Below are 19430 nucleotides of genomic sequence, written 5' to 3' on the forward strand. Positions count from 1 at the left end.
ACTCTTGGCTTCCATCACGTATGAAATTCTGGAAGCCCGAAGCAGCCCACGCAACGTCTGCGTATGAGTCAAAAGTAATTGGACCGGGCGCACATTCCCTATGCGTTGATGGATCAACTATGCCTTCATGCGAAGCGTTGTGCACGTGCCGCACGCGGCGGCGTCCAGTCCAATTGATGCGATCCAACGATGGACCATGCGAGCACGCTGGCGCGTCGATAGACACGCTGCCGCCTGCAGCCGACTCGCTAAAGTAAATTGATAGATTTCAGTCGATCTGAACTCTGTCGAGAATCTCGTCCGAACCTACCTCGAGAGGAGCGAAATTGGTCGAGCGCACATAATCCGGTCGCGGCTGCTTCACCTGTTCTGGCTTGTTCTCCACCTGGTTGTAGACAACATAGGCTTGCCATCGATCGTCACCTGAAAGGTTGTGACCCGATGAATGCACGATGTTTGCGTCGAAGAACACCACTGTTCCCGGTCGGCCGATGATAGGCACGGCCTTGGGATGGCTGGACAAGATATCGAGCATGGTCGGCTTGGGTACCACGTAAAAGCGATAACCGGTCGTCTCATCGAACGTTGGATCGAGTGAGCCTAGTTTGTGGCTTCCCGGAATAAAGTAGAGACATCCGCCCATTTCGGTCGGCTCATCGAGCATGACCAACGCGGTTGTCATATGCGGTTCTTTCACGCCGTCCATATGCCAGGTGCCGAAATCCTGGTGCCACTGCCAGACCGAACCGTCGATTGCCGTCTTCAAATTGCACTTTGTGTGATAGACGTAAAGTTGGGGATCGTTGATCAGTTGTTGTGCAGGTTCGAGCAATTTGGGCGAGCGCACTGCGGAGTGAAAAATCGGCGATGCCGTTGGACTGGCGGTCTCGTGAACTTTATAAATCGTTTTTGCAATGCCGCCCGTTTTTTCACGAACGAGATGGTCGGTGTCGATTTTTTGGATTCGGCGCAACTCGCTCTTCATATGCTCGACTTCTTCTTTCGAGAAAAGCTCTGGCAGAACCAAGAAGCCATCGCGCTCGTACGCTTCCAACTGCGACGTCGTAAGTTTCATGAGGGGATCTCCTGACTTGTTGGTGTGGTCTCATGATCCTAAAAGCGTTCGCATCCGATGTAAAAGATATAATAGGTTGCGTATCGATACTCAAAAGGTTCCAAATGGAACTGCGTCATCTCCGCTATTTTCTGACGGTGGCACGCACACTCAACTTCACGAAGGCGGCGGACGAACTGCACATGGCGCAGCCGCCGTTGAGCCGGCAGATACGGGAACTGGAAGAAGAAATCGGTGTGGCGCTTTTCGAGCGCCGAGGCAAACGCGTGTTTCTCTCATCGGCGGGCCAGGTCTTCGAGGAACGGGCCCAGCAGATTCTTAAGGACACGAACTCCGCAATCGTGGATTCGCAACGTGCGGCAAGAGGCGAAACCGGCCGGGTGGCGGTCGGGTTCTTCGAACACATTGCGTACACACTGCTGCCACCGCTCTTGCGCGATTTTCAACAGCGCTACCCTGCGGTGACCGTCGAGCTTCAATGGTTTTCCTCTGCGGAACAGATCAATGCCTTGAACCGAGGAGACGTCGATCTGGCATTCGTCCGTTCGTTGCCGCCAAATACTCAACTGAACAGCGTCTTGTTGCTCCAGGAGCCGTTTTACGTTGCGATCGCTAAAGACAATCCTCTAGCAGCCAAACGACGCATTTCCATCAAGGACTGTAAGCAGTTGCGCGTCATTAATTATCGGAAGGATGTCGCGCCGGATTATCATGCCGCCATCAACCAGTTGTGCGCGCTTGCCGGATTTTCTCCCTCCACGAGCTTTGAAATGGGCCAGATCTACGCTTCCCTTGGCCTTGTAAGCGCCGGCTTTGGTGTGACGCTCGTACCGGCGTCGGTTCAACGAACGCACATGGAAAACGTCGTCTTTCGTCCTCTGCGCGAAGAGCACACAAAGAGCGAACTCTACCTTGCGTGGAAGGAGCCTAATTCGTCTGCTGCGCTAGGCGCTTTTGTCGAACTCGCGTGCAAGATAGCCGCGCATCCGCCGCGAAAAGCGAAGGTCGAGTAAGTGCAGCGGTACCGCTTCAATTGCGATCCAAAGCTTCGTTTGCAAGGCGAAACCGTCAGCAAACCCGAATGCGACCTTTTCGGAAAACTCCGCGCCAGCAAGACGGTCGTCACCGTTGGCGGTCGACATCGAGCTTCTCGCGTAATTCACAGTAAGTGCATCGGCGGCCATTACGTGGAGCACCACATTTGCATGGCTATCGGTGAAAGCCATCCGATCGTAAGTGGCAGCACCCTCACCCATGCTCAATGGCGTCCGCTGATGCGGTGATCGCAAACATGCGCCCTCTGCACTGAGCAGAAAAAAGAGAAGATTTTCCGTGGACGGAACAACTATCCAGGGCACGGGTTTCGGCAAGTCGGGCGCGGCTACGCGATGGCTTCGAGGCTGTCACTTTTCAGCGTGTCGGATGGAAACTGTGCATGTTCGCGAATCATTCAAGCCGATAGGATAGGAACGAACTAGCTCATCTCTTCGACTCTACCGCCCATGCAACTGAAGCTTTATCAGATAGACGCTTTCACCAGCGAAGTATTCAAGGGAAACTATGCGGCGGTCATTCCGCTCGACGCGTGGCTTCCCGCTACGCTAATGCAAGCCATCGCCAGCGAAAACAACCTGTCGGAAACAGCGTTCATCGTGCGTCGAGACGATGGCGTTTTCGACATCCGGTGGTTCTCACCGATCAAGGAAATCGCCTTTTGCGGACACGCGACGCTGGCGAGCGCTTTCGTTCTGTTCAAACATCTCCCTCAAGACGATCACCTCGTCTTCCATGCAGAAGCAACGGGCGCGTTCTCTGTTCATCGGCGCGAGCGGGGGCTGATCGAAATGAACTTTCCTCGACGACAAAGTGAACGGATTAAAGATGTTCCGGACCAGCTCGCGTATGGTTTGTCGATCAAGCCAACGGCAGTCTTCATAAACCAGCAGTCATACATCGCCCTCTACGACACCGAAGCCGAGGTACGCGCCGTCGTGCCAAATCTGGACCTGCTCGCGCAACTTGGACCACTGGATGTCGCGGTCACCGCTCGTGGCAACCAATACGACTTCGTCTCCCGTTACTTTTGGCCAGCGAACGGCGGCGCCGAAGACCCGGTGACGGGGTCCATTCACGCGGCGCTTGCTCCGCTCTGGTCCGACATTCTTGGCAAGCCGAAGCTCGTCGCGTTACAGGCTTCCCAACGAAGCGGCGTTCTACATTGCGAGATCGAACCGGAGCGTGTTTTGATATCCGGTCACGCGGTTCAATATATGGAAGGAACCATCGAACTGCCCGACTAGCGCGCGCTTTACAATGCTGCGGCTCGACTGTGCGGAAACGGCAGCGCTGCCGCAGCTCAATACCCTTTAGAATCGAGGCGCGTTCCAGAGACTCGACTCAAGCACTTACTTCGCTACCTCAACCGGAATCATTCATCTGCACGAAGTCCGGGCTCATCGTTTCCCAAGGCTGCGTCGTCGATTAGAAGTCACGCACGTCGGCCGGGCAACGCTGACGGGCGGCTGGATCGAAATGTTCATCTCGCGCGATAACTCACACCGAACTTTGCGCGATTCATAGCAGACACAGCCAGCAACTATGCGCACGCCAGAGTAAGCGAAGCCCAAAGACCTCCGCACTTCACGTCCGGCTAAGCGACGCGCGCAGCTTACCCGGCGTCACACCGTACGCTTCGCGAAAGCCGCGAATGAAGTGCGCCGAATCCGCGAAGCCACATTCGTAGGCGATCGCGGTGACGCGCTTCGCCGAGTTCAAGAGTAGCCAGCGGGCGTATCGCAAGCGCATCGTCCGGTAGAACTCCTTTGGCGTCACGCCCATCTCAGACATGAACACGCGCTCCAGTTGCCGCGCGTTTGAACCGGTCATCCTGGCAATCGCGGCGATCGTCAGCGGGGCTTCGAGATTCTCCTCCATCAGCACGATCGCGTGACGCAGCAAGAGACTATCGACGGCAAGGTAGCCGAGCGCACGGCGGCGTTCGACGAAGGACGTGCCGCTCTTGCGACTCACCGTCATCTGGTGAATGACCTTCGACGCGCGGTCGGCGCCGCAATGCACGGAAATCAACCGCGTGGCGAGTTCGATGGCCGACACGCCGCCCGCGCACGTAATGCGGTTGCCGTCGATCACGTAGTCGGCGTTCGTGACCACGCGCAGGCCAGGAAACATGGACTGATAATCGTCGTAGTGAAAGGAGTGCACGCACGCGACGCGGTCGTGCATGTAGCCCGCTTTCGCCAGCACGAAGCTGCCGGTGCACAGGCCGATGAGCGGCACGCCGGCTGCGTCGGCGTCGCGCAGCGCGTCCCAGTAGCGCTCGTCGACATGTTCGAGCCTGGGCAGCAAGCCGCCGATCACCACGAAGTAGTCGAATCGCGACGCCTTCCCGGAATACGCCCGAACTGGCACGCTCACGCCGCAACTCGCTTCCACGGTGTCGTCCGTCGGCCCGAGCAAGGTCCACGTACACCGTAACTGGCGGCTCTGGTCGCCGAGATCGGCGGCGTGCCGCAGACAGTCGCAAAAACTGGCGAGCGAAAGCAGCGGAAAGCTCGGCCAAAGTAGAAGGCCGACGCTGAGCTCGGCGCCCGCGCGTCGCGCAGATACCTTGCGATCCACGCCGTCCATGCGATCGAGCCGCTCGACAAGTCCGCGCCCGAGCGCCGCGGTATCGGACTTTTTCGCGTTCACCATTCCCATCCATGCACTCCTTGAATGCCGTGAGGTCGTCGGCGCCAGTATAGGAGCGCCGAAAAGCGATCGGTGCGACTTGTCGCATTCGTTCTATTTTTCCGCGAGCGCGTGCAATGTCGCCTATTTCGTCGCCGTTACATTGAAGTCAGTTCCGGGGTGAAGACGGCCGGAAAGAACCGATTCAAAACAGGGAGTGCGTCATGTCAGCAGCGTTGCATCTGGCGGTTTGCGCCGCATTTGGGAGTGCGTTCGTCGTCCTGCATCCGGTCGAGGCGTGCGCCGATGAAGTAGTGAAGATCGGCCACGTCGCGCCTCTGACGGGGGCCAATGCGCACCTCGGCAAGGACACCGAGAACGGCGCACGGCTTGCCGTCGAGGAGATCAACAAGAAGGGCCTCGTGATCGGCGGACAGAAGATCACGCTTGCGCTGGATGCGCAGGACGACGCCTCCGATCCGCGCCAAGGCACACAGGTCGCGCAAAAGCTCGTGGACGACAAGGTGGCGGCCGTGGTCGGGCACATGAATTCCGGCACCTCCATTCCGGCCTCGAAAATTTATAGCGATGCCAACGTGCTGCAGATTTCGCCCTCGGCCACCAATCCGGTCTATACGCAGCAGGGGTTTCGCACGACGTATCGCGTGGTCGCCACCGACGCGCAGCAGGGTCCGGCGCTTGCCGACTATGCAGCCCGAGTGCTGAAGGCGAAGTCGGTCGCCATCGTCGACGACGCCACCGCTTACGGTCAGGGTCTCGCGAACGAATTCGAAAAGCGCGCCAAGGCGAACGGGATGAACGTCCTGTCGCACGACGCAACCACCGACAAGGCCGTGGACTTCCGCGCGATCCTGACCAAGGTGAAGAGCGAGCATCCCGACGTGATCATGTACGGCGGCATGGATGCGACAGGTGGCCCGTTCGCCAAGCAGGCCCGCCAGCTCGCAATCTCCTCGAAGGTACTGGCCGGCGACGGCCTGTGCGCAGCGTCGCTGTCGCAACTGGCGGGCGAGGCGGCGGACAACGTCGTGTGTTCCATCGCCGGCATGCCGCTCGCTAAAATGCCCGATGGCCCCGCGTTCGAGCAACGCTACGAAGCGCGCTTCGGGCAGAAGGTGCAGCTCAACGCCCCGTTCGCGTATGACGCGGTGTACATCATCGTCGACGCGATGAAACGCGCGAATTCCACCTCGCCGGACAAGATTCTCGCGGCGATGCCCAACACCGACTTCAAGGGCGTACTCGGCGAGACGCAATTCGACGCGCACGGCGACCTCAGGCAGGGAATGATCTCGCTCTATCACTACGTGGGCGGAAATCAAACGTTGCTCGACGTCGTCAAGATGTAATGGCCGCACATTCACAAGGACGACGCAAGCCATGAACATTCTGGTGATCGGTGCGGGCGTGATCGGTCTCACGACCGCATACCGCTTGCGCGAGGACGGCCACGAAGTGAGCGTGATCGACCGGCGCACGGAGGTGGCGGCGGAAGCGAGCCGCGCCAACGGCGCGCAGCTTTCTTACAGCTACGTGGCGCCGCTCGCCGGTCCTGGCGTGCTTGCGAAGCTTCCCGGCTGGCTCATGCGTCGCGACGCCCCGGTGCGCGTCTCGCCCGCCATCGACATGAATCAGTGGCGCTGGTGCTGGCAATTCGCACGGGCCTGTACTCAGGCGATGAGCGAACCGACCACGGCGCAACTCCTTGCGCTGTCCTTTCTGAGCCGCTCGCTGATGCACGAATTTACCGCCGCCCATCCCATGCTTGCCTTCGACTACGTCCGCGCTGGCAAACTCGTCATGCATCGAAGCGCAATGGCGATGTCGCGGGCCGCGTCCTTGCTGTCCTACCAGCGTACGCTCGGTAGCGAGCAGCAAGCGCTCGGCGTGAGCGATTGCGTCGCGCTCGAACCGGCGCTGGCCCAGGTGGCAGATCGATTCGTCGGCGGCATCCATACGCCGGGCGAAGAGGCAGGCGACTGTCACCGCTTCTGCGTGGGACTCGAAAGCTTGTTGCGCGAACGAGGCGTGGCGTTCGAGCTGGGTACGGCCGTGCGTTCGCTGTCCGTGTCGAACAAAGGCGAGGTCCGGGCAATTGCCGGAAGCCGCAGGTTGGACGCGGAACATGTCGTCGTGGCGTCGGGTTGCGACAGCGCGGCCTTACTGCGCACGATTGGCGTGCGAGTGCCAGTCTATCCGCTCAAGGGTTACAGCCTGACGCTCGATGCAGTCGCGGGAAAGGCTGCGCCCGCGACGAGCGTGACGGACTTCGACCGCAAGGTGGTGTACGCCCGATTGGGCGACCGTCTGCGCGTGGCGGGCATGGCGGACATCGTGGGGCATTCGAGTGCGATCGATGTGACCCGGCTCGCGACGCTGCGGCGCGAAGCGCAGGCCGTCTTTCCGCACGCGGGCGATTATGACGCGGCAGCCGCGTGGGCGGGCTTGCGGCCGGCCACCCCGCGCGGGACGCCGATCATCGGAGAGTCCAAATACCGGAATCTCTGGCTCAACGTCGGTCATGGCGCGCTTGGCTTCACGCTCGCCATGGGCTCGGCGCACGTGCTCGCGCAACGGATGGCCGGGCGCGAACCTTCGCTCGACGACACCCCCTTCTCGCCGCGTGCTGCATCATGAATGCGCGCGTCGTCATTGTCGGCACGGGCGGCACCATCGCGGGACGCGGTGCGTCGGCCGCGCATACCGCGACCTACGACTGCTCTGTCGAAACGGTGGATGATTTGCTCGACGCGTTGCCCGGCGCGCGCGATCTCGCCGATATCCAAACGGCCCAGCTCTTCCAGACCGGCTCTGAAAACTTTGGCAATGAGGAGCTGCTCGGGCTCGCGCGGCATGTTCGCGCGCTTCTCAAGCGGGACGACATCGACGGCGTCGTGGTGACGCACGGCACCGATACCATCGACGAGACGGCATACTTTCTGCACCTGGTGGTGCCGAGTGCGAAGCCCGTCGTCGTGGTCGGCGCAATGCGCCCGGCGTCTGCGCTCAGTGCCGACGGACCGCTCAACCTGTACAACGCGATCGTGGTGGCATCGAGCGCGGCATCGCGCGGCAAGGGTACGCTCGTCGTTTCGAACGACGAGATTCACTCGGCGCGCGACGTCGTGAAGACCAGCACTTTCAAGCAGGAAGCGTTTCGTTCGACCTTCGGTCCGCTAGGCTACGTGGTCGAGGGACGCGCGCGTTTTTATCGGCTGGTGGCGCGGCGGCATACGGTGGAAAGCGAATGGAGCATCGACACCATCCAAACCTTGCCCGAGGTCGCTATCGTCTACGCGCATGGCGGCATCAACCGAACGGTGGTCGAACACATGGCGTGCTCCGACGTGGATGCGATCGTGTACGCCGGGACGGGCAACGGCAACGTGGCGCACGAGTTGATCGATTCGCTCGTGAAAGCGCGCGCGAGACACATTCATATCGTGCGTGCGTCGCGCACGGGCAGCGGCATCGTCATCCGCAATGCCGCACAGCCGGACGATCGCTATGGATGGATCGCGGCGGACGATCAGGTCCCGCATAAGGCGCGAATCCTGATGATGGTGGCGCTCACGGGAACGAGAACCACGCACGCGTTGCAGGAAGCGTTCGTGACGTACTAGAACCCCGACCGCGCGCCGCAGGCATGCCTGTTCCCTGGCCTCAATGCGCCCCAGCCGCCTCCGCCGAATCCCCACCCTTCACCGGCCGCGTAATCCAGATAAGCGGAATGATCAAAATGAAAATGAACGTGGACGCATAGAAGAAATCGTCGAGCCCCATGACGGCAGCCTGATTCGCCACCATCAACTCGAACGATGCGTAAGCCGCACCCACATCGATATGAAGCTGCGACTGCAATGCCGCGATGGTCTGATTGAAAATCGGATTGTCGACGCTCGCCTGTTCGGTCAGCCGCACGTGATGTACGACCGTCCGATGATTCCATACGGTGCCCGCGATCGACGTGCCCACCGCTCCGCAGAAAATGCGCGCGAAATTCGACAACCCCGCCGCTGCGGGAATCCGTTCGGGCGGCAAGCCGGAAAGAATGATCGACACGAGGGGCACGAACCAGAGCACGGTCGGAATACCTTGCAGCAAGGTCGGTATGACGAGATGCCAAGCATCGACCGTACTCAGATACTGCGTGCGCATGAAGAACACACCGGACAGTCCCATGAACGCGACCGTCACGAGAACGCGGGCATCGAATAACTGTAAAAGTCGCCCGATAAAAGGCGAAAGCAATACCGTGAAAATGCCCACCGGCGCGGTGACGAGGCCGGCGTCATAAGCGCGATAGCCGAGATACTCCTGCATCCATTGCGGCAGCAGAACGAGGTTGCCGAAGTAGAGCGCGTAGGAAACGGAAATGGCTATGGTGCCGCTGCTGAAATTGCGCAATGCGAAGAGCCTCAGGTCGACGACCGGATGCGCCTCCGTCAACTCCCACACGAGAAAGAACGCGAAGCTGACGAGGGCGATGAGCCCCAGCGCAACGATGAAGGGCGATGCGAACCAGTCGAGGTCCCTGCCCTTGTCGAGCATCACCTGAAGCGAGCCCACCCACACCACGAGCAACGCAAGGCCGACCGTATCGATGGGCAGTTTCTTCGTCGGCGTCTCGCGCTTGCGATAGATGATCCACGTGGCGCCCGCCGCAATGAAGCCGACCGGAATGTTCACGTAGAAGATCCACGACCAGCTGTAGTTGTCGGTGATCCAGCCGCCTAGCACCGGTCCTGCGATCGGACCGACCGTGGCGGTCATCGCCCAAAGCGCCAGCGCCATGTTGGCGCGCGCCTTCGGATAAGAACTCAGCAGCACGGCCTGGGACAAGGGAATGAGCGGCCCGGCCACGAGGCCTTGCAAGATCCGCGCGCCCAGCAGGAAAGGCAGGTCAGGCGCGATGCCGCAAAGCCACGAAGCGAACACGAACATCAGAATCGCGCCGACGAACAGGCGGATCTGGCCGATCTGCTGCGTAAGCCAGCCCGTCAATGGAATGGATACGGCATTCGCGGCCGCGAAGATCGTGATGACCCACGTTCCCTCGTCGACCGATACGCCGAGGTTTCCCGAGAGATTCGGCACGGCGACGTTCGCAATCGACGTATCGAGAACGGTCATGAAGGTCGCAAGCGCCACCACGATGGTGGCAATCACGAGCTGGCCGCCCTGCAACGGCGGATGCGGGACGGGTGCTGCGGGAGACGGCGATCCCTGCGTCATGACTGCGGTTCGGGGTTGATTGTTGTAAGCAGAAGCGGTTCTTCAGCAGGGCACGTCCTCGAAACGAGCGATTCAACCCGCTCGTCTCGCGCGCGCCGCAACTGTCGATGACGTGAGAATAGCGGAGCTCGCTGCTTTATTAAACGCCTATTTCATAAATCCGCCTAGGCGATTACTTTGCAGAAGGGTTATCCCCTAGGCAAACCGGATTGACACAAATCAGCAACGAACACACACTGTGATCACAGATCACGGAATAACTTCGACTCTCTTGCCGATGCCCGTGGCGCGGACCGACGTATCAACATGCGCGAGATGCAAAAGCGCGAAATGGGCCATGCGAGCAAGAACAGCACACGCCTATCACCATCGCCCACGCTTCGAAAAGCTGACCAAATAACAACCGTCCTACAGGAGTCAACCACATGGATTACCTCAAACTGCTCGCCCCGCCCGCCGGATTGCGCGTGCTGATTACTGGCGGCGCGTCGGGCATCGGTTTGACGATCGCGCAGGCGTTCGTGTCCACGGGCGCGCGCGTGCATGTATGCGATGTCGACGCCAAAGCCATCGATGCCCTATCGACTCATGCGACCGAATCGCCGTCGATCACCGGTACTCGCGCCGACGTATCGAATAAAGCCGACGTCGCGCGCGTGTTCGACGACGTGAAGCGCGAACTCGGCGGCCTCGATGTGTTGATCAACAACGCGGGCATCGCGGGACCGACGGGCGGCATCGACGAGATCGAGTCGGACGACTGGGAACGCACCATCGACATCAATCTGAATAGCCATTACTACTTTTCGAGCCAGGCCGTGCCGATGCTGCGCGAAGCAAATGGCGGCGGCGTGATCGTTTTCATGTCGTCGGTCGCAGGACGTCTCGGCTATGGATTCCGCACGCCCTATTCCGCGACCAAATGGGCGATCGTGGGCCTCGCGAAGAGTCTCGCCATTGAACTCGGCGCGGACAACATTCGCGTGAATGCGGTGCAGCCGGGCATCGTCAAGGGGCCGCGCATGGAAGGCGTGATCGCCGCGCGCGCGAAGCAACTGAACATCAGCTATCAGGAAATGGAAGCGCGTTATCTGGAGAAAATTTCGCTGCGCCGCATGGTGACGCAAGAGGAGATCGCCGCCAGCGTGCTGTTCTTGAGCTCGCCAGCTGGCAGCGCGATTTCCGGTCAGGCGCTGTCCGTCTGCGGCAACGTCGAAACGCTCTGAATATCGCTTCAAACAAGTACGAGAGGAGATCGAACACCATGGCAAGCAAACGCAAAGTCATCATCACCTGTGCGCCGACGGGCGCCATCCACACGCCTTCCATGTCGCCGTATCTGCCGGTCACGCCGGATCAGATCGCCGATGCCGCACTCGCCGCCGCACGCGAAGGCGCATCGATTCTTCATTTGCACGCGCGCGATCCCGAAGACGGGCGGCCGACGCAAGACCCTGCGGTTTTCGAACGCTTTTTACCGCGCATCAAGGCGGAAACGAACGCGGTCATCAATCTCACGACGGGCGGCAGTCCGCATATGACGGTCGCCGAGCGCCTCAAGCCCGCGCATCATTTTCAGCCGGAAGTGGCATCGCTCAACATGGGATCGATGAACTTCGGGCTGTATCCGATGCTCGACCGTTTCAAGGACCTGAAGCACGACTGGGAACGTCAGCATCTGGAGAAGAGTCGCGATCTCGTGTTCAAGAACACCTTCGCGGATATCGAGTACATCCTGAGTTCGTGCACGGCGAACGGCACGCGCTTCGAGTTCGAGTGCTATGACACCTCGCATCTCTACAACCTCGCGCATTTCGTCGATCGCGGGCTAGTGAAAGGGCCGTTCTTCGTGCAGACCGTGTTCGGACTGCTGGGCGGCATAGGCGCGCACCCGGAAGATCTGGCGCATATGAAGCGAACCGCCGATCGCCTTTTCGGTTCGGATTATGTGTGGTCCATTCTCGGCGCGGGGCGCAATCAGATTCCGCTCGCGTCCATCGGCGCGGCGCAAGGAGCGAACGTGCGCGTTGGCCTTGAGGATTCGCTGTGGATCGGTCCTGGCCAGCTTGCCGAATCGAGCGCGCAGCAAGTGCGCCAGATTCGCCAGGTGATCGAAGGCTTGTCGCTCGACATCGCGACGCCCGCCGAAGCGCGTCAGATGCTCGCGCTCAAGGGCCACGACAACGTGAACTTCTGAAGACCGCACCGAAGCAAGCGGACGCGCGCCAAGCGACGTCCGCGCCATGACAACGAAAAGATACACGGAGACAAGTCATGAAAGCCTGTCTATCTCGCCGCGACGCTTCACCTCGCCGTCCATGCGCGCCCTGCTCTTCCAATCCGTCCTGACGCCGGGAGTCATCATGTCCACGCCCAGTTCTTCGCGTAACTCAACACATGCGTCACCCCATGCGTCGCTGAACGCGCTGCTGTTTCGCAAGCTCATGCCGCTGCTCGTGATCTCGTATGTGATCAGCTTTCTGGATCGCACCAACATCGCGCTTGCCAAGCATACGATGAGCATCGATCTTGGCCTGTCATCCGCCGCCTATGGGCTAGGCGCGGGGCTGTTCTTTCTGACGTATGCCGCTTTCGAGATTCCGAGCAATCTCGTGATGCATCGTGTCGGCGCGCGCTTCTGGATCACGCGCATCATGGTGACATGGGGCGTGCTCTCGGTGGCGATGGCCTTCGTGCGCGGCGAGACCTCGTTCTATGTGATGCGTCTTCTGCTCGGCGTGGCCGAAGCGGGACTCTTTCCCGGCGTGATGCTGTATCTGACTTACTGGTTCGGACGCGAGGATCGCGCGCGCGCCACCGGCTACTTCCTGCTCGGCGTGTGCGTGGCCAACATCGTCGGCGGCCCGCTTGGGGGTGCGCTGCTGGAAATGGATGGCGTGCTCGGTTTTCACGGCTGGCAATGGCTGTTCATGGTCGAAGGCGCGCCTGCCGTGCTGCTCGCGATCGTCGTGTGGAAGATGTTGCCCGACCGGCCGACGCGCGCTTCGTGGTTACCGCGCGATGAAGCGCTGGCGCTGGAGCGACGTCTTGCCGCCGAACAGGAAGCCATCGGTACGGGTCACGGCGGTCATACGTTTCGCGCGGCGCTGGCGAACAGACAGATTTGGCTCTCGATCTTCGTCTACTTTTGCCATCAGTTGACCATCTATACGGTCATCTTCTTTTTGCCGGGCATTATCGGATCTTCGGGGCACTTCTCGCCATTCGTCGTCGGCGTGCTGACGTCCACCCCGTGGGTCGCCGCCGCACTCGGCGCCGCCCTTTTGCCGCGCTTCGCGAGCAATTCATCGCGCAGCCGCCGCATGCTCGTGGGCGGCCTGCTGATCATGGCCGCGGGCATGCTGGTCGCCGCCTATTCGACGCCCGTCATCGGCTTTCTCGGCGTGTGCGTGTCCGCTTCGATGTTCTTCGTGGTTCAGTCGATCATCTTCACGTTCCCGTCTTCGCGGCTTTCAGGCAGCGCGCTTGCGGGCGGACTCGGGCTCGTCAACACGTGCGGGTTGCTCGGCGGCTTCGTCGGGCCCACGGTCATGGGGATCATCGAGCAATCGACCGGCAAGGCGATGAACGGGCTGGTGTGTCTTGCTGTCGCGCTGATTGTCGCGGCAATGTGCAGTGTGCGGTTGCGGCACGGCCATGAAACACGCAAGACGAGCGATGCGGATCGACGGGCGACGAACGCGGCTTGAACGATTGATGGTTTTCCTGGATGCGGAATCGGCGAGCGGGCTTGTCAAATCCGCTCGCCGATGGCACGGTTAGCTTCGGCTCGTCAGGGACATGCATCGGGCACGCGTTGAACATGGCGGTGAGCGACCCTAGCAAAACGGGTCGCCTCAACCAAGGTGGCGATCATCGTCAACTACGACACTGCGGATGCATCTCGCCGTCATTCAACGCCATTCGCCACGGCATCAGTCGTCTCTCCCGCGAGCGACATCACCGGAAAAGTGCGCGCCGACAAGCTCACGCGCCGCTTCCCACAACTGCGGCGATCCGCGTGCAATCACAGGCCCGTACCGCTCCACGACCTGTTGCTCGTTCACGCCGTTCTCCGTCCACGTGCCTCCGCCAGTCAAGGTATTGATCAGCAACGGCTGCAGCCGATCGAGCGATTTGGCGAAGATCGCCTCCGGTGTCTCAGCCGCCTCGAATTCCATCCATAGTTTGCGCAGTTCGCGCCCTTGATCGTCGGGCAATAACCCGAAGATTCGCTCCGCGGCCCGTTGCTCCGATTGCTCGATCGACGCGGAATCCGCGCCTGGCGCGTGCAGCGGATGATCGCCAGCATCGATCTCGACGATGTCATGCACGAGCAGCAGTTTGATGACATGAAAACTGTCGACCTCCTTCGCGCAATCCGAAAGCACCAGCGCGAACATGGCCAGATGCCACGAGTGCTCCGCCGAATTCTCCCTGCGGCTGCGGTCGATGAGCGGCGACTGCCGCATAACCGATTTCAGCTTGTCCAGTTCGATGAGAAACCCGAAGCGCCTCGAGAGCGGCTCGACCTCTTTGTCTTGGTTCAAATTCACTCTCCCGGAAGACGGTTGCACACGAGGAGAAGTCTACCGCTCGTCCTAACCTCCTCGCGCCGCGTGCACGAACCGCCGCACCTTGTCTTCATCGACGGGATTCCACCACACGCCGCCCACCTTCAGCGAACTCGCGACGATCACCGCATCCACGACCGACAAAATCTCCGCGACGTTGGTTTCCGTGCAGCCGCTGCCCACCAAAAGCGGAAGCCTGGTCGCGGCGCGAATCTGCCGAAGATAATCAAGGCTCGCGACATCGCCCGTGCGCTGGCCGGTGGCGATGATCGCATCGGCATCGAAGAATTCGACATCGCGCACGAGTTCCTCGAGCGCACGATCCGCGACGATTGCATGCGCGCCGTGCTTCACGTGCGCGTCCGCAAACACGCGGATGCCTTCCGCGCGCAACCGCGCACGATATCGCAAGGCCCGCGCCGCCTCGCCTTCGATGATGCCTTCGTTGGCCACATAAGCATTCGCCCACTGATTGACGCGCACGAACGCGGCATTGCTCGCGGCCGCGATGGCAAGCGCCGGCACCGAAGCGTTGGCAAGCACGTTGATGCCGATAGGCAGGCCCGTCTCGCGCGCAATCCGGTCCGCGCTCACGGCCATGAACGCCGATGTTTCCGGTCCGATGTCATCCGGTTTTGCGAACGGCACGTCGCCATGATTTTCGACGATGAGACCATCGACGCCGCCTGCTGCATACGCGCGGGCATCGGCAAGAGCGGTTTCGTATAGCGCCTCGCTCGTGCCTCCGTCGTAGCGCGGCGCGCCGGGAAACGCCGGGCAGTGAATCACGCCTATGACCACGCCGCGCGGGCGGCCGAAAATATGCGCGATGCTGTCGGTGCGTCCGCGTCCAACCTCGTGTCCGGTGTCCATGAGAATCCTGTCGAAGTATCGGTCAGATGAAGCGCGCGAGTTCGAGCATGCGCGCACGATCCGGAAAACTCGCCTGCGTGCCGTGCCGGCCGACCACATAGGCGGCAACGGCCATTGCGCGAGGCAGGATGTTGCGCAGACGATGGCCGTGCGCGAGCCCAGCCGCGAGCATGCCGCAGAGTGCATCGCCTGCGCCGACCGTGTCCACGGCAATGACTTCAGATGCGGGCATCTGCTCGATGCCGCCGTGCGCGCCGCACCAGACGACGCCGCCCGCGCCGAGCGTGACCAGCACGTCGGTCGCGCCTGCCGCGTGCAGTGCGAGCGCCGCGCGGCGTGCATCGGCGTCGCCCGACAGCATTTCGGCCTCGACGCTGTTGACGACGAGCACATCGACATCGGGCAGCAGCGCGTTGACCTCGAATTGCACCGGTCCCGGATTCAGAAGCGTATGCCGCCCGCCGCGACGCGCCGCGCGCAACCACGTCGCCGTCACCGTGCGCGCCAGATTGCCTTGCAGCACGATCCAGTCGCCCGGCGCGCTCACGGCGTCCAGCAACGCGGCATCCGGTGCGTAGCCGCTGGCGGCTTCGTTGCGCGTGACGATGGTGTTTTCACCGGCAGCATCGACGGTGACAATGGAAAGGTCCGTCGTGCAATCGAGATGGTCAACGTGCCGCGTATCGATGCCTTCCTCACCGAGCATGGCGACGATGCGCGCGCCGTCGGCGTCGCGTCCGACAGCCGCAAGCAACGTCACCTGCGCGCCCGCGCGTGCAGCGATCACCGCCTGATTCGCGCCCTTGCCGCCGAAGTCCAGCGTGCTGCCAAGCGCAATCGACGTCTCGCCGGGCTTCGGCAACGAAGCCACGCGGAGCGTCATGTCCATCGCCGCGTTGCCGATCACGCAGACGCGCGCGCTGCTCATGATGGTGCCATCCGGTAGCCGAACATTGCTAGATACGAGCCGAGCGCCTCACGCGGGCAAGCATCGCGGCAAGCCGCGCATGCCGCGCGCGCGAGGTCGAGATCGAGATCGAGGTCGGCGATACCGAAATACATCATGCCGCGCGCGCCTCGGTCAGCCAGTCGAGACACTGCCGCCAAAGCCGTCCATAACCGTCCCACGCGGAGAACTCGGGCGGCAGCCAGTGCACGGACATGTCGCTTGTCCAAGCAAGCGTGCGGCCCTCGCCATACTGCCCCGCCACGAGCAACGGATGGCCCGTGTCCGGCACGGTTGCGATGAGCGTCGCACCTGGCTTCAACTCGACTTCGTTGTAGCCGAGCAGATGCGGCCATTGCATGCCGAGGCCCTCTATCACCGGATGCCGCGCGACGATACTCGGCGTGAACCCCTCGGGCACTTCAACGCGGTCATCCCACGCGAGGCACTTCACGGGCAGCACGTCCTCGACGGGCGTATTGCGAAAGCGCGCACTGCCGTTGATGCCCTGAAAGCTCAGATAGCCACCGATCATCATGAGACCGCCGCCTGCCTCCACATACTCGCGCAACAACTTCAGGCGGTTCGGCGTGCGCTTGCTATGCACCCACGTATCCGGATGCAGCAAGAGCGTATTCGCGCCGATGTCGGAAAGAATGATCGCGTCATACTCCTCGAGCCCTTCGAGCGTCGTGGGAAATCGCGTCTGCGCGTCGTGACTCGGCATGTGCGTGACCGCGTACCCGGCGCTGTCCTTGAAGAGCGCGAGAAACTGCTCGGAGCCGGTGTGATACGTCACCGACGCGAACAGATCGAAACCCTTCACATGGGTTGCCGTGCTGGTCCACGACTCTCCGGCGAGCAGGACTTTCTTCGTCATTCTCAATCTCCTTGAACGCGACGGCTCGTCACGCCAGATGCCGCCGCCGAGAACACGCGAGCGGGATTGGTCACGAGCATGGTTTCGATCTGCGCGTCGCTCACGCCGTGGCGTCTGAGTCTCGGCACGAAGTGTTCGAGGATATAGCCGTAGCCGAAGCCGCCGTAACGCGTGAGCATCATCTTGAGGAACACGTCCTGCGAGAGCAGCAGATTGCCGATGAACCCCGCATCGATGAGCGCGCGGATAGCGCGCGCGTTCTCTTCATCGGACGGCGATTGCGCGTCTTCGTCGGCGTAGTAGTAGTCCATGCCGATCATGTCGTATTCGAGCCACGCACCGCGCCGCGCGATGGAATGCTGATACTCGATATCCGCGTGGCTCGGGTTCATGTGACAAAGCACCGTATGCGCGAGATCGGCGCCCTCGCGCTCGACGATATCGAGCACGCGATGTCCATGCCGCACCCATCCCGGCAGATGCACCGAAAGCGGCACGCGCGTGGCGGCGCTCGCGCGAGCCGCCGCGCGCAGCGACTTCTCTTCTTCCGCCGTGAACGCCGCCGACACGCCGATTTCGCCGATGAGCCCCGCGATCACATCTGGCTTGCGCTCGGCGCCGCCCACGTCGAAGATCATCTGCGCGGCGAGTTCGTCGATGGAACGCTCGCGCACGTACGCCGGATGCGAAGGCTCCAGATAAAAGCCCGTCGACATGACGATGTTGAGCCCCGTGCGCCGCGAAATGCGCTGCAGCGCGAGCGGATCGCGGCCAATGCCGAGGTTGGTCGGATCGACCACCGTCTGGCCACCCAATTCGCGGAACTTCATCAGTTCCTCGGTGGCGGCATCGACATCGAATAGCTGGCAGTTGTCGCGGTTCATGAGCGGATTCATGCGCAGCGCGCCCAAAATGCCGACATGCACCTTCTGCTCGCCGATATGCCGCTCGCCGCAACAGGCGGGCGCGACCCATTTGCCGGAGGCATCGACGAGAATATGCTCGTGCATCAGCGTGATGCCCATTTGCTCGACCGGTAGCGGACCGAGCACCGTCATCACGTGGCCGCTGCCGACACCTATGGGCAGCGTCGCCGGATGACCGAATACGGGTTTCGTCGACATCATGTTCAGCCCTTCTTTCCACGCCGGGCGGAAAAGATGCGCGTGTTCAGCCAGATCGCGAACAGCATGATGGCCCCCTGGATGATCTGCGTATAGAACGGCGACACGTGAACCAGAATCAGCCCGTTGCCGAGCACGGCAATGGTCAGCGCGCCGAGGAGCGTGCCCAGAATGGTGCCGCGGCCGCCGAACAGATTGGTGCTGCCGAGCACGACCGCCGCGATCACCGCGAGCTCGAAGCCGACGCCCTGATTCGACGAACCGCTCCCGAGCCGCGCGGTCGTAATGAGCCCGGCGAGCCCCGCCGCGATGCCGCTCAGCACATACACCTTGATGATGACGCCGCGTGTATCGACGCCCGCGCGCCGCACGCCTTCCGCGTTCGTGCCGATCCCGATGATGTAGCGCCCGAAGCGCGTATGACGCAGCACGACCCATCCGGCGAGCATCACGGCCACCGCGATCACGGCGGGCAGCGGAAGTCCCAGGAACCACTCGCGGCCGAGCGCGACGAACCAGCCGTTGCCATCCACGGGCACGGAATAGCCTTGCGTGATGAGAAGCGCCGCACCGCGCACGATCGACAACGTGCCAAGCGTGACGATGAACGCGGGCATGCCCGCGATCGCGATGAAGTAGCCGTTCGCGAGCCCGATGACCCCGCCGAGCACGAGGCCGCCGATCAGAACGAGCGTATCCGGCATGCCCGCGTGCAACGCGATGGCCGCGAGCGCGCCGACGAACGCGAGCGTCGAGCCCACCGAAAGGTCGATGCCCGCGGTGGTGATGACAAGCGTCATCGTCGTGGCGACGATCAGCAACGGCGCACTCTGACGCAGCACGTTCAGGAGATTGCCGGTGGTGAGAAAAGTGTCGGTGGCGATGCTGAACGCCACGACGCAGATCGCGAAGAAGGCCGCGATGCTCGCGACGCCTGCACGATGGCCCAGCCGGTGCGACAGCGAAAGCGCGCGCCGTGCGGAAGATTCGGAGGACACGGTGGTACCCATGA

General features: G+C 61.5%; 19 protein-coding genes. 8 read left to right on the forward strand and 11 right to left on the reverse strand.

The genetic code is table 11. From position 1 onward, the window contains the following. Window positions 1-268 precede the first annotated feature (268 nt). Window positions 269-1075, reverse strand: coding sequence for a phytanoyl-CoA dioxygenase family protein (locus tag NCR98_RS26655; protein ID WP_250527831.1), 807 nt, complete (start codon window positions 1073-1075; stop codon window positions 269-271). 104 nt (window positions 1076-1179) lie between these two features. Between NCR98_RS26655 and NCR98_RS26660 the strand changes: the two genes are divergently transcribed. After that, the gene (locus NCR98_RS26660; RefSeq protein WP_250527832.1) at window positions 1180-2088 is read left to right on the forward strand and encodes a LysR family transcriptional regulator; all 909 of its coding nucleotides are present in this window, start codon (window positions 1180-1182) and stop codon (window positions 2086-2088) included. Here the strand turns inward: NCR98_RS26660 and NCR98_RS26665 are convergent. Continuing rightward, window positions 2020-2445: a hypothetical protein gene (locus NCR98_RS26665; RefSeq protein ID WP_250527833.1), complete on the reverse strand. Its 426-nt coding sequence runs from the start codon at window positions 2443-2445 to the stop codon at window positions 2020-2022. The two genes, NCR98_RS26660 and NCR98_RS26665, sit on opposite strands and share 69 nt — an antisense overlap. Before the next feature lie 132 nt (window positions 2446-2577). Here NCR98_RS26665 and NCR98_RS26670 point away from each other — a divergent pair, with 132 nt between their 5' ends. Then, complete coding sequence (locus NCR98_RS26670) at window positions 2578-3375, forward strand: PhzF family phenazine biosynthesis protein (RefSeq protein ID WP_250527834.1); 798 nt, start codon at window positions 2578-2580, stop codon at window positions 3373-3375. Between the two features lie 340 nt (window positions 3376-3715). Here NCR98_RS26670 and NCR98_RS26675 read toward each other — a convergent pair whose 3' ends face one another. Next, on the reverse strand, window positions 3716-4795 hold the full coding sequence (locus tag NCR98_RS26675) for a GlxA family transcriptional regulator (protein WP_250527835.1): 1080 nt from the start codon (window positions 4793-4795) through the stop codon (window positions 3716-3718). A 194-nt stretch (window positions 4796-4989) separates the two neighbouring features. Here NCR98_RS26675 and NCR98_RS26680 point away from each other — a divergent pair, with 194 nt between their 5' ends. From NCR98_RS26680 to NCR98_RS26690, 3 genes are read left to right on the forward strand one after another with little or no spacing between them, the layout of a single operon-like run. After that, window positions 4990-6135, forward strand: a complete 1146-nt coding sequence (locus tag NCR98_RS26680) for a branched-chain amino acid ABC transporter substrate-binding protein (RefSeq protein WP_244832426.1) — start codon at window positions 4990-4992, stop codon at window positions 6133-6135. Window positions 6136-6166: 31 nt separating this feature from the next. Continuing rightward, window positions 6167-7423: a D-amino acid dehydrogenase gene (locus NCR98_RS26685; protein WP_250527836.1), complete on the forward strand. Its 1257-nt coding sequence runs from the start codon at window positions 6167-6169 to the stop codon at window positions 7421-7423. Continuing rightward, the gene (locus NCR98_RS26690) at window positions 7420-8409 is read left to right on the forward strand and encodes an asparaginase (RefSeq protein ID WP_244832424.1); all 990 of its coding nucleotides are present in this window, start codon (window positions 7420-7422) and stop codon (window positions 8407-8409) included. The genes NCR98_RS26685 and NCR98_RS26690 overlap by 4 nt, the downstream gene beginning before the upstream one ends. 40 nt (window positions 8410-8449) lie before the next feature. On the opposite strand, the gene NCR98_RS26695 is transcribed toward NCR98_RS26690, so the two are convergent. Further along, a complete protein-coding gene (locus NCR98_RS26695; protein WP_250468313.1) occupies window positions 8450-10021 on the reverse strand; it encodes a DHA2 family efflux MFS transporter permease subunit in 1572 nt (523 codons plus the stop codon). 425 nt (window positions 10022-10446) lie between these two features. On the opposite strand from NCR98_RS26695, the gene NCR98_RS26700 reads away from it, so the two are divergent. From NCR98_RS26700 to NCR98_RS26710, 3 genes are all read left to right on the forward strand, one after another. Next, on the forward strand, window positions 10447-11247 hold the full coding sequence (locus tag NCR98_RS26700) for an SDR family oxidoreductase (RefSeq protein ID WP_250468314.1): 801 nt from the start codon (window positions 10447-10449) through the stop codon (window positions 11245-11247). A gap of 38 nt (window positions 11248-11285) precedes the next feature. Continuing rightward, on the forward strand, window positions 11286-12218 hold the full coding sequence (gene kce, locus NCR98_RS26705) for a 3,5-dioxohexanoate:acetyl-CoA acetone transferase (RefSeq protein WP_244832421.1): 933 nt from the start codon (window positions 11286-11288) through the stop codon (window positions 12216-12218). Between the two features lie 166 nt (window positions 12219-12384). Further along, window positions 12385-13731 (forward strand): MFS transporter, encoded by a 1347-nt coding sequence (locus tag NCR98_RS26710; protein WP_250527837.1) that lies wholly within the window; start codon window positions 12385-12387, stop codon window positions 13729-13731. 225 nt (window positions 13732-13956) lie between these two features. Here NCR98_RS26710 and NCR98_RS26715 read toward each other — a convergent pair whose 3' ends face one another. Genes NCR98_RS26715 through NCR98_RS26745 form a run of 7 tightly spaced genes read right to left on the reverse strand, consistent with a single transcriptional unit; the run spans window position 13957 to window position 19428 of the window. Next, window positions 13957-14571 carry an HD domain-containing protein gene (locus tag NCR98_RS26715; RefSeq protein ID WP_284503960.1) on the reverse strand — a complete coding sequence of 205 codons (615 nt, stop codon included), beginning with the start codon at window positions 14569-14571 and terminating at the stop codon, window positions 13957-13959. 51 nt (window positions 14572-14622) lie between these two features. Beyond that, window positions 14623-15468, reverse strand: coding sequence for a BtpA/SgcQ family protein (locus NCR98_RS26720; RefSeq protein ID WP_250468316.1), 846 nt, complete (start codon window positions 15466-15468; stop codon window positions 14623-14625). Between the two features lie 22 nt (window positions 15469-15490). Then, complete coding sequence (locus NCR98_RS26725; protein WP_250527838.1) at window positions 15491-16396, reverse strand: ribokinase; 906 nt, start codon at window positions 16394-16396, stop codon at window positions 15491-15493. Next, window positions 16393-16533 carry a hypothetical protein gene (locus NCR98_RS26730; RefSeq protein ID WP_250468318.1) on the reverse strand — a complete coding sequence of 47 codons (141 nt, stop codon included), beginning with the start codon at window positions 16531-16533 and terminating at the stop codon, window positions 16393-16395. Before NCR98_RS26730 ends, NCR98_RS26725 begins: the two co-directional genes overlap by 4 nt. Next, window positions 16530-17294 (reverse strand): glutamine amidotransferase, encoded by a 765-nt coding sequence (locus tag NCR98_RS26735; RefSeq protein ID WP_250511665.1) that lies wholly within the window; start codon window positions 17292-17294, stop codon window positions 16530-16532. The genes NCR98_RS26730 and NCR98_RS26735 overlap by 4 nt, the downstream gene beginning before the upstream one ends. Before the next feature lie 2 nt (window positions 17295-17296). Beyond that, on the reverse strand, window positions 17297-18421 hold the full coding sequence (locus NCR98_RS26740) for a phosphotriesterase family protein (RefSeq protein ID WP_250511664.1): 1125 nt from the start codon (window positions 18419-18421) through the stop codon (window positions 17297-17299). A 2-nt stretch (window positions 18422-18423) separates the two neighbouring features. Beyond that, window positions 18424-19428, reverse strand: a complete 1005-nt coding sequence (locus tag NCR98_RS26745; protein ID WP_244832415.1) for an ABC transporter permease — start codon at window positions 19426-19428, stop codon at window positions 18424-18426. Between the last annotated feature and the right edge of the window lie 2 nt (window positions 19429-19430).

The organism is Caballeronia sp. GAWG2-1 (assembly GCF_023631405.1).
In the GTDB taxonomy this organism is placed as follows: Bacteria; Pseudomonadota; Gammaproteobacteria; order Burkholderiales; family Burkholderiaceae; genus Caballeronia.